We start from the raw sequence: 15,692 nt of genomic DNA, 5'->3' as shown, positions 1-15,692 counted from the left end.
CGAAAATGTTGTCAGCGCCGTTTGTTGCTAGTCTTTAGCGAACATTGATGACAGGAAGATGCTTATGTCCTTTGTTAGCAGGTACGTCGGTGAAATTATTAAGCTACAAGTCTCCCTCTACCATGCCCTGGCTCGTTTGGAGGCGTGCACTGATCCAGATGCGCTGCATGCCCTGAGGATTTCGGTACGACGCATCCGTAGCCTTCTGGCACCGGTTCGAAATATTGCGAGCATGGCGCCATTACGAGCTGCTGCGGCTGATGTCGGTCGCCTGACGATCGGATCGGAGTCAGTCCTGGGAAGGTGCGCAAGTGTTGGAGTTGGTAGAGTTGAATTCAGAAGGGCAGGCCTGTCTGGTGCTGATTCACGGTACCGCAGGGAGTCCGCTCTCCACGTGGGGAAGATTCGCTGGTTATCTGGACGGCGAATACCGACTCCTGGCTGTTGACCTGTCGCGGTTGGACCAGTGGAGCACGGTTGAGAAAACGCTCGAAGACCTGGGCAAGCTGATCGCCGGGCGGATTCGGGATTGCGTCGTGGAGAGGTTTCATCTGGTCGGCTATTCATTAGGTGCCGCGTTGGCTGTGGAAGTGGCGAGGCTGATGGCGCGGCAGGTGCATTCGCTGACCTTGATTGCGCCTTTCGACAATGGCCTTGAGCCGCAAGTGCGCCGGACCTTCGACTATTGGCAACGGCTGCTCGAGGATCATCCAAGGAAACTGGCGGCCGAAATTGTGACGCGCGGCTTCTCCATTTCTTGGCTGGGAACCCTGTCCGCCGTTCAGGTGGCCACGTGCATATATGACTTTTACCAACGGGTCCATTGGCCGGGTGTTGCCGCCCAGATGAAACTCAATCGTGCATTGGACGTGTCGTCGCAGGCACGGCAGCTCCAGTGTCCGACTGCGGTCATCGTTGGCAGGGATGACCGGTTGATCCCAACGACGGTCAGTATTGCCTTGCACCGGCAATTGCTCCACGGGTATCTGTATTCGTTGCCTGGTGGGCACCTGATGCCCGCCGAAGATCCCCTTGGCCTGGCGCGGATCGTCCAGCATTTTATCGCCAGGCATACATCCACTGCCCGGTTCCACTAACGAAAGCCGCTGGTCCCGGTTGGTTCAGTGGTTTCAAACCTAATTGCTGTTTCCCCGATATCGATCAGTTCGCGGTAACTACCGTACCGCATAAGAACCTGTGGCCAGAACGACCACTGCGCCGTGAGTAACTGTCCAGACCGAACGCTTTCCGCCCAACTAGCTATAGGTAGAAGGAAATGGCACAGCCCGGAATCCCGCCTTCTTGGTCCTTGAAACACCCCAAAAACAAGTCCAGAATTAAGTCTTTTCCTGCTTCGGCAAGAAAAGAAACCCTATAAATTTCAATGAGTCGGACACCTGATACGAGTCTCGTTTCCCGCTCCAAATATTTTTCTATAGACTTCCATTGAAGTATGTAGAAACCAAAGAAAGAGACTTCGGTCTCTTTTTTTTTCAGTAAAATCCATCCTGATACATCAATATCCACGATTTTTTAGTACATTTTTTATGTGCATCAGTTCGACGCTTGGTAAGTCAGTTTTTAGAGCTGCTTGGCACTCTGAATACTTTACAACACTCTTTCATCCATATGAGTGGAATTAGTGCGATGGTTCTTGCCAGTATGGCGGTCCGGCACGCCAAACCTCGCGCCAAAAACTATACCCTTCCTGACTTTGATGGCCTCGCGCTTTTCGTGAATACGAACGGCACCAAGAGCTGGAACTTCCGCTTTTTTTTGGGGCGGGCAAGCAGACTCGTATTTCGCTAGGTACTTATCCTGAAATAGGTCTGCGCGATGCTTGCGCGCTGCGTGATATCGCCAGGGCGCTGGTCGCGAAGGGAATCGATCCCCGCGATCAGCGACGCCTTGAGCGCAATGCCAAACTGTTGGCCGAGAAAACACCTTCTTAGGACGATGTGATGCAGATCTTCAGCCCTAGGGAGGTAGGGGCGGGACCGCCCGATCTGACGTCGTGGACTGCTGGGAATTCAAGCAGTGCTGAACTGGTTTATGCCAACTCTCGGTCCACCATTGCTGGTCTTGAGCTCGCTCGCATAACTGAAAAAGCCAAGATCGTATCCTTAGGCTTTTCGTCCCAGAGTCACCGTGCTGATCGACGGCATGGTGTGCTCCACTCAAACCTACCTATGCATCCGGATGAATGGAGCTTAGGCTAGAGCTAGGGTTATCACAACTATGCTAGGATTAGATAACGTAGATAACTGGAGAGGAGATTTCCATGAGCGTTACAGAGCAGTCGGGCGTCTCCACGTTGGTCGGTACGCCGAAGGAGGCTCGGGCTAGCTTGAGCCGCTCGCATGCGGATCGAGTGCTGGTCGTGTCTTTCGATCAGGTCAACCTCAATGTATTTGAGGCCTTGGCGGAAAACTTCGCCAATGTGGCTTCGTCGATGTATGAGGTGCTGCAGGAGCGTCAGGACCCTAAGTCGCTCGAGCGCCTGGCCGAGGTGTTTGTGACGCGAAAGCCGCCTTCGCCTCGACTGCTCAAGGAAGCGGCAATGCTGGTCCAAGCCCGCAAAGTGGTATTGGAAAGCGGTGATTGGCTGACCGCCGCGGATATCGCGCAGGTGGCCCAGTTGAGTACCCGAAACCCGAGTGCCCAGCCCAACAAATGGAAAAAGCAGGGGCAGATATTTGCCATCAATCACGGTGGGGTCGACTATTTCCCTGGTTACGGCTTGGATCCGGATGCGAGTTATCGGCCGTTCAAGGCATTAGCCAAAGTCATTGAGGCTTTCGCTGGCCACAAGGACGGCTGGGGGATGGCTTACTGGTTTCGCTCCGATAATAGTTTTCTGGGCGGCAAAAGACCTCAGGACCTGTTGGCATCGGCGCCTGATCGGGTGATTGCTGCCGCACAGGATGAAATCCAGGGCGTTGTCCATGGCTAAGCAGCGTACCGAGTCCAGTGAGGGTAGGGCGACGTCTCCCACAGATTTGGCGGCGTCCGTTACCCCAATGCCTGCGGCTACGTTGCACGTCACTTTCACCGTGATCGTCAACGGCGATGTGCTTCATCGTGTGCACCAGGATAAGTATCAGCCTGATCAATTCAATCCTGGTGTGCATGGCAACGCACGCTTCAGCCCGATCCAGGATGATCAGGGGCGGGCGATTCCCACCTTGTATGGCGGCACGACAGTCGATTGCGCCTTGATGGAGACCGTCTTCCACGACGTTCCCCATACGGCTGGGTTTAAGAGCTTCGACAAAGGCAAGCTGACTGGACAGGTGCATTCTGCCGTCCAGGTTAGCCATCCGCTGCAGTTGGTTGATCTGTCCAGCGTGCCCCTACGGAAACTAGGCATCACGCGCAAACAATTGATCGATACTGAGAAAGATCAATATCCTGCGACGCGCAAATGGGCCGAGGCAATCCACCGTCGGTGTCCAGATGCCCAAGGGCTGTCTTGGGTGTCGCGACAAGATGATTCGGCACGTGCGGTGGTGCTCTTTGGTGACCGGATTCCTGACGGCGCACTCGATCCGCAGGGGGCGTCACGCAGCTTGACCGGCGACTCGACTGTGTTCGACACGGTGCTCAATCTGGCAGAGCGGATTGGGGTCGTTATCATCGCGGGAAAAAGCTGAGTCAAAATGACCGAACAGTGGCCCCTGGGATCCGCTCTCTGAGGCTGGAATTGCCATTCCTCAGTCATTAGATCTTGCCGAAGACGGCGAGTTTTTATGGGGGTATTAATGGTAATTTCCGTACAAGTTTTATGTGGTGTTGACGGCCAGACACGTCTCGCGTACATCCCAAAGAAGGGGCTGTGCTTGCCACAGAGCGCAGCAATAACGATGGGTGGTTCCGTTCTGGCTTAGAATGCGGAGCTCGTTATGGACGTCAACCAGATGTTAAGTGATGAGCTGGTGAGCCGGCTGGAAGAGAAAATTCCAGCCATGGTGAAAGGCGCGATCAAAGCTGCTTATATCAATACGCTGGCGGCCGGACTCAGTGTGATGGAAATCAGAGATGGCATGCTCGTTGAAACAACGGCCGATGGTCCGCACACGGTTATTCGGATGGCCAAGCCCAAGCATAAGGTAGCTTCGGGCAGGATTATCAAGGTGCGCCACCTTTCATAACGGGAGGTTGAGAGCGCCAATATCTTCACGATTTCGCCGCGCAGCGCGCGGGAAATCTGCATATTCGTCATGTCAGTCTTTGTGCTTTGCGCGAAAGACAGCCGCCAAGCTCGCCATCGCATGGGCCGTCAAATCAGTGACCCTGGGCTCTCAGCTTAGCCAAGCCCTGCTTGATGTGTCCGGCGTTCTCTCCGATGGTTTGAAGTGCACCTCGGACGTTAGCACCAATCTCCGTTGCACCTTGGTCTTCTACCTTCAAGGTCAGTTCCATCACTGCGGCCTCCAAGGCGAGCTGATTTTGGTACAGCCGCTCGAGAACATCAGAAAGTGAATATTCGGTGGGCCTGTTTCGACTCCAATCGAGGACTCAATAGCGTAGCAGCGGAAGGGGTGGAAACCAAAGGGCGGTAAGCCGAGAGAGTACTTGCTGAGATTCAGTGGCAGCAATCGGCCAGCAGCGGACGACTTGAGCGGCGGAATAAACCTGTCTTCAGTGTGTTTGAACAAAGCTGCCCGCTCCTAGACGTTCATTAGCCCTGGGTTGAGTGTGATCGTTCGGAGTTCGGTGAAGTCCTCAATCGCCGCCACACCATTCAAACGGCCGATCCCCGAGTGCTTGGAACCGCCTTCCTCCGTGTCTTCGCCGAGTGCTCCCCATTCATTGATCCACACCATGCCCGCTTCGATCCTGGGCGCGATCCGCAGCGCCTTGGAGAGATCGCGCGTCCAGATACTGGCCCCCAAGCCATAGATGCTGTCGTTTGCCAACGCGACGGCCTCCTGTTCCGTAGCAAACCTCTGCATAGTGACGACCGGCCCGAAAGTCTCTTCCTGGACTACTGGCATCGTTGAATCGGTGACCTCCAGAAATGTCGGGCGAAAGAACGCGCCTTTCGACAGCAAGCCCTCGGTGACAGGCCCGCCTCGCACAATGACGTCGGCGCCGTCCGCAATGGCGCGCTCGACGATTTTATCGACGCGTTCGACATTCTCGCGGTCGATCATCGGGCCCATATCGCTCGACAGGTCCGCCGCAGGCCCGACCTGTACCGAGCGCAGGCGCTTGGCGAAGCGTTCGCGAAACTCGTCGGCGATCCCTTCCTGCACGATGACCCGTTGGCCAGTCACGCAGAACTGCCCTGCGAACATGGTCACCGACGTCTGGAGTGCGGGCAGCGCGAGGTCGAGATCGGTATCGTTAAAAATGATCGAAGGGGTCTTTCCGCCGAGTTCGAGTCCAATGCGCTTGAAGTGCGGTGCAGCGCTTAGCGCGATCGCTTTTCCGGTCGCTGTGCTACCCGTGAAACTGATGACCGGCACCTCGGGAGAGGCGACTAGATGCTTGGCTCCCTCGCCTGTCTCGTCGGTGAACATATTGATCACGCCGCGGGGCAGATCCGTTATGTTGGCGAAGATATTGGAAAGGGTTGCGGCGATCTGCGCGCTTTTGCCCGGCAGCTTAATGATTACCGCACACCCGGCCGCCAAGGCAGGTGCGAGCGATCGTACCGTCAGAATTATCGGGGAATTCCAAGGGACAATGATCCCCGCCACGCCCATCGCCTGACGCATCACAAGCGCGATTCTGCCCGGCTTTGAGTCCACGACCCGCCCGGCATCAGTGCGCACGATCCCGGCAAAATAGCGTAGTGACGGGGCGCAAAGGTCGACCTCGAAGCCGGCCTCGCGTTGAATCTTGCCGTTTTCGGCGCAGAGGATCTTGATGAGCGCGCCCCGATTACGTTCGAAAGCGTCTGCTAGGTTGTCGAGCACACGCGCACGCAGCTTGCGGTCGTGTACCCAATCGGTCTCGCGCATTGCGCGTTTCGCCGCGACGATGCACGCCGCAGCGGTTTCACTCCCCCCTTCGGCATAGGTGCCGATAAGCTCGTAAGTGGCAGGATTGATGGACCCACGGATCGTATCCGAGCCCACCCACTCGCCGCCGACCCAATTCAACGCATGCCTGGACGTGTGCGGGGTATCAATATTCATGACTAACTCTCAAATCTTGTCTGTTGCGAAGTGTCAGCAAGGCCTTGCTCAAACGGCATCAAGTCCAGTCGCATGTCGCATACAGATAGAAACGCGCCATAAGCTGCCATGCAGCTGGGAGCCATCTGCCGGCAGAAGCGAACTGGTTCTGCGGCCAATCTGTCCGCAAGTGTTCAACCCCGTGATGGAGGGCGTCAGTGGGCCCCTACCGTGAAGGGGGCGGCGTTCTTTGATGTCTTTACGGTCCACGAACCAGACTGCCGGAACGAACTGGCAGACGCGTAGGTGTCTTCCATGAACTGGAAGTAGGTCATCTTTCCGTCACGAACCTTGGCGTGTATGGAAAACGGTGAGGTGAACACGTGGTTGACCGCCACGGAGCGGTAAGTGAACTTACCGAAGATCGCAACATCCTCGCCGGATGCGATTTTGGTAGTGACGGTGAAGTCTTCGATCTTCCAGTAATCCGAGACCTGCATGAATAGCGAGCTAAAAGCTGTTGGACCCTTGTTAGTGCCGGTCCATGGCATGATTTTTTGCAGTTCCGGATTCTCGAAGTTGAGCGAGACATAGGTTGCGTCTGGAGCCGCAAGTCTCTTTGCAGCAGCTTCAACTTTGTCGGGCGCCGTGTTGGCCAGGAATTCCATGACAACCGAAAGTGAAGCGGCAGACTGCGCTTCGCTAGTCGACTGTGCCGCTGCAGGCGTGAGAGTGAAAATGCACGTGGCAAGCGTAATTGCTGCAGCGAGCGACTTAATTTTATAGGTGTTCATGAGCCTTCTCCGTTTTGACTACCATTGCGGTGCCGCTCTATACGGGACTGTATAAATGCGGCTGGCAGTACTAGAGCAAAGGCTATGCCATGGCCATGAACCCTATATAAATGCCTTACATATCAATAGGATAATAAAAATCAGAATGGAGCATGGCGCGTATCCGGCGTTCTGGATTAATTATTTGATCAAGGCATGGTGAGCCATTGCGGATTTGATAAATGACGAGAAGTTACCTCCGGCTGGAGGATCACCATTGTCAGAGCCGCCTGTAAGGGCGGCCGATGCCAGTCAGTCGGCGCGTCCGTCGTCGAGGATGCCGTTTTTTCTCAGCCGGTAAGCCAGTGCAGGGCGGCTCAGGCCTAAAATGCGAGCGGCTTGCGAAACGTTTTGTTGAGCAAGTTCCATTGCGCGTCGCATCAGCTGTTCTTCCACAGCCTCCAGGCTTACGTTCATTTCGAAGATCTGCGTGATCCAATCGGCGGCGCTTTGCGCGTCGGTGGCCTGGACGAGCGCGCCGTCGGCGTTGATACGGTCACCGAGCTGATTGCTCGCCTTCGGGAAGACGGCAAAGAGCGCCTCTTGTCCTATGGTTTCATTGCTGTCGGTCAGGATGACACCACGTTCGAGCACATTCTCCAATTCGCGGATATTCCCGGGCCAGGCGTATTGAAGGCACAGTTCCAGAGCCTTGTCCGACAGACCCAGCGTGCGCTTGTGGTACTGCAGGTGAAATTTGCTTAGAAAGTGCTCGACCAGCAGCGGCAGGTCCTCAAGCCGTTCGCGCAAGGGCGGAACCTGTACCGGAAACACATTCAGGCGGTAATACAGATCAGCGCGAAATCGACCCGCCTCGACTGCGTCGGCGAGGCTTTCATTGGTGGCCGCTATGACTCGCACATCGATCCTGCGAGTCCGAGAGTCTCCCACCCGTTCGAACTCACCCTCTTGTAACACCCGCAGCAGGGTCGCCTGCGCTCTGGGCGTTAGTTCCACCACCTCGTCCAGAAAAATGGTACCGCCGTGGGCGCGTTCGAAGCGCCCCGGGCGGGTCTGATTGGCGCCGGTATACGCGCCTTTTTCGACGCCAAACAACTCGGCTTCAATCAGATCCTGCGGAATGGCAGCACAGTTCACCGCTACAAATGCTTGCTCGGCACGCTCGCTTCGAAGGTGCACGCTCCGGGCGATAACCTCTTTGCCGACACCCGTTTCTCCGAGCAGCAAAACCGAAATCCTGCCCTTGGCTGCCTTGTCGATCATCCTGCATACCTTAAGGTAAGCAGGCGAGCGACCTATGCCGTAGTAATGACCTTCCTGCTTCGCGAGACTCGTGCGCAGTGAGCTGATCTGCGATTGCAGTTCATACAGTTCCTCGATGATGGGGTCGGCTTGAAAGTAACGTCTGAACTGCGCAGCGTTCTCCCATTCCTCAGCGGGCTTTCCAATGATGATGCAGCGCTCATCCCCGCATCCGCGGCAACTTGTTTCCTGGATGATGATTTCCCGCTTCATGAACGAAGAGCTGTACGCGCATGCATAGCCCAACAAGGACCAGCAAACCGGCTCCTCCATCAGCCCCACCTCGGTCAGACAGGTCTCGACTTCAAATGAGTCAATCCATTCAAGTTCGCAGTAGAAGTGGCCGGTCTCCTGATCAACCTCAAGCTGAATGGGTTTCGCGTTGACCATGCCCTTCAGAGAGTGCAACTGCGGACCAACCAGAAACATCTCCAACTGCGGACTGTCTGGCCTAAGCTTGTGCGCCATTTCGGCATCTTTGAGGCCCGATTGGTAGCCAAGCCTGAGGAAAAAACCCTTCGCGCGCTCGATCCCGAGCGTATTCATGAGTTCACGGCGCAAGTTAGCCATCGCCGACACTTGCATCAGCAGCATTCTCTGTTCGCCAAACCAGATCTTGCCTTCTGTGCTTTGAAACCGGATCTGCTCGCTCAGGTCCTGAAAGCCGGAATACGTGAGCCCCGGCTTGTAACTCGCAACCATTGAATGACGCCTCGATTGATGTCGGTTTATTTTTTGCGCCTAATGAGAGGACTGAAAAGAGCGATCATGCCGTCGCTCGATTCTAGCCAATGGGACCGGTAGAGTCGGGCGGACCTGGCAAAGCAAAGCCGCCAAGGCGCACAGGGCGCACGCAGAACATCAAAGCCCTGACCAAGGCGTTAGTAATTATGCCGACAGCGGGGCGCAAACCCTGGGCATTCACCTTCTCACCGGACCAGACCGTTGAAGCGCTGAGCATTAAAAAGGATAAGTCGTGGAGTGCCCGACCATAAGCCTGGAAAAACCGGTTCGGTGTTTCGTTTTTCTCGAACGACTCAATACTGCGCTTGCGAACTGACCGCTAGCATCCGCTCCCAAATTGGCGGATCGCCGATCGCTTCGCTAAGGAAGTTGCTCAGCGCGTGGAGCTTGGACGAGGCTTTTTGCGACTGACGATAAACGATAGAAATGTTTCCTCCTCGAGGGGCATAAGGTTCCAGCACTTCCACCAATTCCCCGGCTACGATTGCCTCGGCGGCCAGAAATGTGGGCAATATAGCGAGCCCTAGACCGGTCTTTGCCGCCTCCATCAACTGATGGCCGCAGTTAGTACGCATTCGGCAGCGCACGCGAAATGATTGCAATGTGTCGTTCACCGGCAGCGTCCACATGCCATGTGGTTCGCGATTAACGTAGAGCATGGCGAAATGCTGAGCCAAGTCTTGGGGTATCTGAGGCGTGCCATGCCTACTTAGATAGCCGGGGCTGCCACAGATGATATGGCGGTTAGGCGTAATGATTTTGGCGATCAGCGAAGAGTCCGGTAATTCGCCAATGCGTACCGCCGCATCAAAACCCTCTTCCTGCAAGTTGACGCGGCGGTCGTCGAACTCAACGTCCAGGTTCAAGTCGGGGTATTGCTCGGCAAAAGACGCCAACATTGGGGTCAGATATCGCATACCGAACGCCATCGGAACAGCGATGCGTAAACTCCCTCGAACAATCGACTGAGAAGTCAGCACTGCGTTTTCGGCATCTTCAATATCGGCAAGGATCCTGGTGCAATGACGGTAAAAGACCTCACCAGATTCGGTCAGGCGAGTCTGCCGGCCACGTTCTAGCAGGATGCAACCTAGGCGTTTTTCCAATTGCTGGATGCGCTCAGAAACCATCGACTTAGCCGTGCCCAAACGACGAGCGGCCTCGGAAATACTCCCCGTGTCCCCTACTGCCACTAAAGCCTGCATTTCAGATAGCTTGTTCATACTCAAAGTCCAAAGGAAATTGACTTGCACGCTGTTAGACGGCCTGCCCGAGCGCAACTTGCTTTCACAATACCAGCACAAAGCAAACTGATCGGCTGCATCGAATAATCGCTTGGGTGGAGGGGCGCTAGCCTGCGTTTGCGAACCACTCGACCAGCATGTCTGTCAGCACCCGTACTTTTCGCGTCGGGTATTGGCTGTGCGGTCGAACAATGTAAATGCCAGCTCGCATGGGGGGGTACCTGAGCATTACGGGCACCAGAGCGCCGGTTTTGATGTGCTCATCAATCACGCTATCAGAGAGGTACCCCAGGCCCAGGCCGGAGACGGCTGCCGCAGCGAGCGCGACAGGATTGTCGGCCTTGAAGCGGCCCTGTGGATTGATCGTGATGGTTTTTTCGCCATCCATAAACCGCCAGGCTTCCACGCCCTGCATCAGGGATTCATGTTCGAAAAGCTCATGGGGGGCCTCTGGCGCCCCATGTGCTTTTACGTAGTCAGGGCTGGCTACGAGCTTGCCGTGAATGCTGCCCACACGCTTAGCGATGAAATTGGAACTCTGTAGATGTCCTACCCGAATAGCGCAGTCGTATCCCTCGCCGATCAGGTCCACGATTCGATCGCTGTAGCTCGTATAAATATGAAGTTGAGGGTGACGCCGCCCCATTTCCGCAAGTACGGGAGCAATATGCGTCGGGCCAAATGAGATGGGGGCTGCGATTCGCAAGCGGCCTCGAAGGTCTCCAGCCGGAATAACGGCTTCCTTGGCGGCGTCGAACTCGGTGACGATGCGCGAGGCGTACTCCCGGAAGGCCGCTCCTGCTTCAGTAACTGCGGCACCCCGGGTGGTTCTGGCAATTAACTGAACGCCCAGCCGGGTCTCTAGCCGCAGGAGCGTGCGGCTTATGATGGATTTCGTGACACCCAGGCGCCGCGCCGCAGGCGATACGCCGCCCGCATCAGCAACCTCGATAAAGGTTTGAAGGTCTTCAATATCCAATGCTTCCCGCCTCTGCAAGCGGCCTCAAGTGTGCCTCAGCCCCTGACCAGCAGACCGAGCTAGGCGACTGCCGTGAGCAGCCTTTCTGGATGCGGAAGGTTAAGCGATCGCCCCGCCGTCCACGGTCAGGATGGAGCCGGTCACCAGGCTCGCGGCAGGACTCGCCAGGAAGACCACCGCGCTCGCTACTTCATGAGGCTCGCCAAAACGCCCCAGGGACGACAGGCTTCGCTGGAAATCGGCCCCAGGACCATCTGCTGGGTTTGCGTCGGTGTCGATCGACCCCGGCTGAACAAGGTTTACGGTGATACCACGGGGGCCAAGTTCGCGGGACAGGCCGCGGGTAAAGGAGAGCAGCGCCGACTTCGACATCGCATAGGCGGTGACGCCCGGAAACGGCACTCGCTCAGCCAATCCCGAGCCAATTGAGATGATTCGTCCGCCAGCGGACAGATGCGGGATAACCGCCTTGGCAAACAGAACGGGGCCTCGTACGTTGATGTCCATCAGCGCTTGATAGTCGTCCACGTTGATGTCAACGATCATTCCGCTTAAGCCGATCGCCGCGCTGTTAACGAGAATATCGAGGCCACCGAGCGCCGAGACGGCCTGCCCGACAGCGCCTTCAATGGCTTCTGGGTTGGCACTGTCGGCTTGAATAGCAATTGCGCGGGAGCCTTTTTCTTCGATGGACTTGACCACGGACTCAGCTTTTTGCATCGAGTGCTGGTAGGTGAACGCAACATCGGCGCCGTTCTCCGCCAGCGCCACTGCGATTGCAGCGCCGATCCCGCGAGCACCTCCCGTCACCAGCGCACGTTTGCCGTTCAAATCGATCATTACTCACCTTTGTGCTTAACAGTTATTGGGTCGCCCGCCGTCACCAAGGTTGGGCAAGCGCGCCGACGGAGCGGATAGTAGGGTTGCAGTTCCCGCGTTTGTAGCCTTAAAAAATGCCTTACTGTGTCGCACAAAGGGGAACATGCAGTCCCCTTTTACAGCGATGCAACCGCAGCGCGACACCTCCGTCACAACGGTGGCTCTTCTTACACGGCCCAACAGGAGCAGCCCAGTGCACCAAAGAAACTTCGGGGGTCCGATACCGGAGCATTGGAGCCCCATGCACCGGCATGGTCGTGCCCGTGCAGGCCGCAAAAGCTTGCACACCCGCACGAAGCGGCGAGGTGGGCGCGCGTCGGCGACAACGAGTTTTTGCCCGCACCCTCTGGATCGCCCCAGGCGCCATAACCTTTGAAAGTACGCGTTGGGGACCAGTCGGGCATGGCGGGTGGTAGCGGGTTGTTGTCAAGCGGGGCGAAAGGGCCCGCACCGTAGACCACGCGCCCCCCCACCACGGTCAGATCAGCGGTGAGAAAAGAAATCTCGTCTTCAGGTACGGCGAAGTAGTCTTTGCTCGGCACAATCAGGTCCGCAAAGTGACCAATTTGGATGCGGCCGCGTTTGCCCTCCTCGTTAGAGAACCAGGCGACGTTCTCTGTCCACATGCGCAACGCGGTTTCGCGATCGAGGAGGTTGCGTTGGGGATACAGGTTCAGACCGCCCACCGTCTTACCGGTGACCATCCAAGACAGCGAAACCCAAGGGTTGTAAGAGGCGACGCGGGTGGCGTCGGTGCCCGCTGACACTTTCACGCCTTTTTCCAGCATGCGCGCCACGGGGGGCGTTGCCTCTGCGGCACGGGCGCCGTAGCGCTCGACAAAATACTCGCCCTGATAGGCCATGCGATGCTGCACGGCAATGCCACCACCGAGTGCAGCGATCCGGTCGATCGATTTGTCCGAGATCGTTTCGGCATGATCAAAGAACCAATTGATGCCTGCCAGGGGGATGTCCTGGTTAACTTTCTCAAATACATCCAGCGAACGAGTGATGGTTTCGTCGTAGGTGGCATGCAACCGCCACGGCCATCGGTTCTGCGCGAGGATGCGTACAACCTCTTCCAGGTCGCCTTCCATCTCGGGCGGAAGGTCCGGCCGCGGCTGGCGGAAATCCTCGAAGTCAGCTGCGGAGAACACCAACATTTCACCCGCGCCGTTGTGACGGAAGTAGTCGTTACCCTGCTTGTACTTGACGCTGGAGGTCCACTTGAGGAAATCCTCCTTTTCTTCCTTGGGTTTCTGGGTGAACAGGTTGTAAGCCAGCCTGACCGTCATCTGACCTTCGTTGTCCAACTTCTGAATCACTGCGTAATCGTCGGGGTAGTTTTGGAAACCGCCGCCCGCATCAATAACCCCTGTCACACCCAAGCGATTGAGTTCACGCATGAAATGGCGGGTGGAGTTGATCTGATAGTCGAAGGGCAGCTTCGGCCCCTTGGCCAACGTGGCGTAAAGAATCGTCGCGTTGGGCGTGGCCAACAGCAGGCCAGTCGGGGCGCCATTGGCATCGTGAAAAATTTGCCCGCCGGGTGGCTCGGGTGTGTCGCGGGTGTAGCCAACCGCACGCAAGGCCGCGCCATTGAGCAAGGCCCGGTCATAGAGATGCAGCAGGAATACAGGCGTATCGGGCGCGATAGCATTGATCTCGGCAATGGTGGGCAAGCGCTTTTCAACGAACTGGTGTTCGGTAAAGCCACCGACCACGCGGACCCATTGCGGTGCTGGCGTGTTAGCCACCTGACGCTTGAGCATGTCCATCGCGTCAGCCAACGAACGCACTCCGTCCCAGCGCAATTCCAGGTTGTAGTTAAGGCCGCCGCGGATCATGTGGATATGATTGTCGACTAAGCCGGGCAGTACGCAACGCCGCTTGAGGTCGACAATTTTTGTAGCTGAACCAGCCAGCGCCATGACTTCCTGGTCTGAACCTACTGCCAGAAACTTGCCGTCTTTAATTGCTACGGCGTTGGCGACCGGGTTGGTGCGATCCAATGTAGTGATCTCACCATTGCGGAAAATGATTTCGGGAATGGAGTCGCTCATAGTGGGCCTTTCCTTTCTAAGCGTTTCGGAAAAAGCGTTGTGCCCAAAGACGCCACCCAACGCGAGCGTGGAGGCGGTCCCGAGAAACTTTCGGCGCGATGTCATAGGTTGTGGTCCTCACAAATACGAAGCCCGTTTCCAGTTGCTTCTGGAAATAGGTGAACGCCAGAACTGATTGCTCACGTCTGCTTGGACTCTTGCACCTGCTGCTCCTGCTGCTGCGCAGCTCGACCAGGCAACTGACCCAGTACATGACTCAAGGCGTGCGTTTTGTCACAGGCCGCGCTGAACGCTGCTCCACATAGCATCTGCTTGCCTATCGGGATGATCTGTTCACCGACCAGAATTCCAAGCAGCCCGACCAAAGCCACTAGCGGCGGTGCGGGTGAGCGCACGCTCAGCAGGCTGTAGACGACACCAACAAGCAGGCCGGCGGCCAGGGACAATGCATACATTTTCATGCTCCACCTCGTGTTCTGGACAATAACGGCGATGGGGGAGAGCTATCGCCTTAACGGCGCGCGATAGCTCTTTCACTGCACGCTTACCTGGCTGGGTTTGGACCGATGTGCTCGCCGTGCTGCACACGCTCTGGCGCCTTGTGCACCATGGTGTAGGCATAATCCACGCCCATGCCGTAGGCGCCGGAATGTTCCTGAACGATCGCCATCACGGCCTCGTAGGTCTCTTTGCGCGCCCAATCGCGCTGCCATTCGAGCAGCACCTGTTGCCACGTCACCGGCACGATACCGGCCTGAACCATGCGGTCCATGGCGTAATTGTGTGCGTCAACCGAGGTGCCACCCGAGGCGTCGGCAACCATGTAGATTTCATAGTCCGTGTCACGCAGACAGGACAGTGCGAAGGTGGTGTTGCAGACCTCGGTCCACAGGCCGGATACGACGATCTTTTTGCGGCCGGCACTGGCGGATTTTGCCAAGGCGTCACGAACGTTTTGGTCGTCCCAAGAGTTCATCGAACTGCGCTCGAGAATTTTGTTCTCCGGATAAACCGCCAGCAATTCAGGGTATGTATTGCCCGAGAAACTTTCGGTTTCCACCGTAGTGATGGTCGTAGGTATGCCGAACGCTTTAGCAGCTTTGGCCAACCCCACCACGTTGTTTTTCAACACCTGTCGATCTATCGACTGCACACCAAAGGCCATTTGTGGCTGCTGGTCGATGAAAATGACCTGGCTGTTTTGCGGGGTCAGTACTTCTAAGAACTTATTGGACATGGCGGATTTCCTTTATAGGTAGACCGATGCGAAAGCGGCGTTATGCGTCGCTGCGTGAGCAGAACGCTGCCCGTCCCGGTAGCCGCAAGTACCACTGTCCGGGCCAGTTCAGGGGGCTGCCGAAAAGCCCCGTGATTTATCGATGCAGGCCTTATCCAATGGCGTTTACCAAACTCCAGTCGATATCCGTTCTTCGTTCTCACTGCCATTTGGCGATTTGTGGTAATCCAAACCGCGAGGCAATGCGACAGTCAGCGGGAGAGCAAGGGCTATGCCATCGTCATAAGATCTAAAAAAATGGTTAATTATCAACAATATACTGACT

General features: G+C 56.3%; 14 protein-coding genes and 1 pseudogene. 5 read left to right on the top strand and 10 right to left on the bottom strand.

Annotated features, from left to right (window positions below; translation table 11 throughout):
- Positions 1-311: 311 nt before the first annotated feature.
- Positions 312-1,097, top strand: coding sequence for an alpha/beta fold hydrolase (locus tag M1D68_RS14655; protein ID WP_457967345.1), 786 nt, complete (start codon positions 312-314; stop codon positions 1,095-1,097).
- Positions 1,098-1,260: 163 nt separating this feature from the next.
- On the opposite strand, the gene M1D68_RS14650 is transcribed toward M1D68_RS14655, so the two are convergent.
- A complete protein-coding gene (locus M1D68_RS14650; protein ID WP_457967343.1) occupies positions 1,261-1,527 on the bottom strand; it encodes a hypothetical protein in 267 nt (88 codons plus the stop codon).
- A gap of 120 nt (positions 1,528-1,647) precedes the next feature.
- Here M1D68_RS14650 and M1D68_RS14645 point away from each other — a divergent pair.
- From M1D68_RS14645 to M1D68_RS14630, 4 genes and pseudogenes are all read left to right on the top strand, one after another.
- Positions 1,648-1,937, top strand: a pseudogene (locus tag M1D68_RS14645) (Arm DNA-binding domain-containing protein); the annotation flags it as partial.
- Between the two features lie 344 nt (positions 1,938-2,281).
- Positions 2,282-2,953 carry a hypothetical protein gene (locus M1D68_RS14640; protein ID WP_457967341.1) on the top strand — a complete coding sequence of 224 codons (672 nt, stop codon included), beginning with the start codon at positions 2,282-2,284 and terminating at the stop codon, positions 2,951-2,953.
- Positions 2,946-3,653 carry an RES family NAD+ phosphorylase gene (locus M1D68_RS14635; RefSeq protein ID WP_457967339.1) on the top strand — a complete coding sequence of 236 codons (708 nt, stop codon included), beginning with the start codon at positions 2,946-2,948 and terminating at the stop codon, positions 3,651-3,653. The genes M1D68_RS14640 and M1D68_RS14635 overlap by 8 nt, the downstream gene beginning before the upstream one ends.
- A 249-nt stretch (positions 3,654-3,902) precedes the next feature.
- Entirely contained in the window at positions 3,903-4,151 is a 249-nt protein-coding gene (locus M1D68_RS14630; RefSeq protein WP_431480683.1) for a hypothetical protein, read from the top strand.
- A gap of 519 nt (positions 4,152-4,670) precedes the next feature.
- Here the strand turns inward: M1D68_RS14630 and M1D68_RS14625 are convergent.
- The 9 genes from M1D68_RS14625 to M1D68_RS14585 all read right to left on the bottom strand — a co-directional run bounded on the left by M1D68_RS14625 (position 4,671) and on the right by M1D68_RS14585 (position 15,367).
- Positions 4,671-6,146 carry an aldehyde dehydrogenase family protein gene (locus M1D68_RS14625; protein ID WP_457967336.1) on the bottom strand — a complete coding sequence of 492 codons (1,476 nt, stop codon included), beginning with the start codon at positions 6,144-6,146 and terminating at the stop codon, positions 4,671-4,673.
- A 194-nt stretch (positions 6,147-6,340) separates the two neighbouring features.
- Positions 6,341-6,919, bottom strand: coding sequence for a nuclear transport factor 2 family protein (locus tag M1D68_RS14620; protein WP_457967334.1), 579 nt, complete (start codon positions 6,917-6,919; stop codon positions 6,341-6,343).
- 291 nt (positions 6,920-7,210) lie between these two features.
- Positions 7,211-8,923 (bottom strand): sigma 54-interacting transcriptional regulator, encoded by a 1,713-nt coding sequence (locus M1D68_RS14615; RefSeq protein ID WP_457967332.1) that lies wholly within the window; start codon positions 8,921-8,923, stop codon positions 7,211-7,213.
- A 335-nt stretch (positions 8,924-9,258) separates the two neighbouring features.
- A complete protein-coding gene (locus M1D68_RS14610; protein WP_457967330.1) occupies positions 9,259-10,188 on the bottom strand; it encodes a LysR substrate-binding domain-containing protein in 930 nt (309 codons plus the stop codon).
- Between the two features lie 127 nt (positions 10,189-10,315).
- Entirely contained in the window at positions 10,316-11,188 is an 873-nt protein-coding gene (locus M1D68_RS14605; RefSeq protein ID WP_457967328.1) for a LysR family transcriptional regulator, read from the bottom strand.
- A 99-nt stretch (positions 11,189-11,287) separates the two neighbouring features.
- Positions 11,288-12,028: an SDR family NAD(P)-dependent oxidoreductase gene (locus tag M1D68_RS14600; RefSeq protein ID WP_305496951.1), complete on the bottom strand. Its 741-nt coding sequence runs from the start codon at positions 12,026-12,028 to the stop codon at positions 11,288-11,290.
- Positions 12,029-12,234: 206 nt separating this feature from the next.
- Positions 12,235-14,235: an amidohydrolase gene (locus tag M1D68_RS14595; protein WP_457967326.1), complete on the bottom strand. Its 2,001-nt coding sequence runs from the start codon at positions 14,233-14,235 to the stop codon at positions 12,235-12,237.
- 74 nt (positions 14,236-14,309) lie between these two features.
- Positions 14,310-14,585, bottom strand: coding sequence for a XapX domain-containing protein (locus M1D68_RS14590; RefSeq protein WP_457970729.1), 276 nt, complete (start codon positions 14,583-14,585; stop codon positions 14,310-14,312).
- Positions 14,586-14,674: 89 nt separating this feature from the next.
- Positions 14,675-15,367 (bottom strand): hydrolase, encoded by a 693-nt coding sequence (locus M1D68_RS14585; RefSeq protein ID WP_305496956.1) that lies wholly within the window; start codon positions 15,365-15,367, stop codon positions 14,675-14,677.
- Between the last annotated feature and the right edge of the window lie 325 nt (positions 15,368-15,692).

This window comes from Pseudomonas sp. R4-84 (assembly GCF_054130985.1).
The sequence above is the reverse complement of the archived record's forward strand: the minus strand, read 5'-3'. Positions and strand labels throughout refer to the sequence as shown.

What these genes read in the sequence shown, in the direction of transcription:
- M1D68_RS14640 (WP_457967341.1), top strand. Translation starts at nt 2,282, where the DNA reads ATGAGCGTTACAGAGCAGTCGGGCGTCTCCACGTTGGTCGGTACGCCG.
- M1D68_RS14635 (WP_457967339.1), top strand. Translation starts at nt 2,946, where the DNA reads ATGGCTAAGCAGCGTACCGAGTCCAGTGAGGGTAGGGCGACGTCTCCC.
- M1D68_RS14630 (WP_431480683.1), top strand. Translation starts at nt 3,903, where the DNA reads ATGGACGTCAACCAGATGTTAAGTGATGAGCTGGTGAGCCGGCTGGAA.
- M1D68_RS14625 (WP_457967336.1), bottom strand. Translation starts at nt 6,146, where the DNA reads ATGAATATTGATACCCCGCACACGTCCAGGCATGCGTTGAATTGGGTC.
- M1D68_RS14620 (WP_457967334.1), bottom strand. Translation starts at nt 6,919, where the DNA reads ATGAACACCTATAAAATTAAGTCGCTCGCTGCAGCAATTACGCTTGCC.
- M1D68_RS14615 (WP_457967332.1), bottom strand. Translation starts at nt 8,923, where the DNA reads ATGGTTGCGAGTTACAAGCCGGGGCTCACGTATTCCGGCTTTCAGGAC.
- M1D68_RS14610 (WP_457967330.1), bottom strand. Translation starts at nt 10,188, where the DNA reads ATGAACAAGCTATCTGAAATGCAGGCTTTAGTGGCAGTAGGGGACACG.
- M1D68_RS14600 (WP_305496951.1), bottom strand. Translation starts at nt 12,028, where the DNA reads ATGATCGATTTGAACGGCAAACGTGCGCTGGTGACGGGAGGTGCTCGC.
- M1D68_RS14595 (WP_457967326.1), bottom strand. Translation starts at nt 14,235, where the DNA reads ATGACATCGCGCCGAAAGTTTCTCGGGACCGCCTCCACGCTCGCGTTG.
- M1D68_RS14590 (WP_457970729.1), bottom strand. Translation starts at nt 14,585, where the DNA reads ATGTATGCATTGTCCCTGGCCGCCGGCCTGCTTGTTGGTGTCGTCTAC.
- M1D68_RS14585 (WP_305496956.1), bottom strand. Translation starts at nt 15,367, where the DNA reads ATGTCCAATAAGTTCTTAGAAGTACTGACCCCGCAAAACAGCCAGGTC.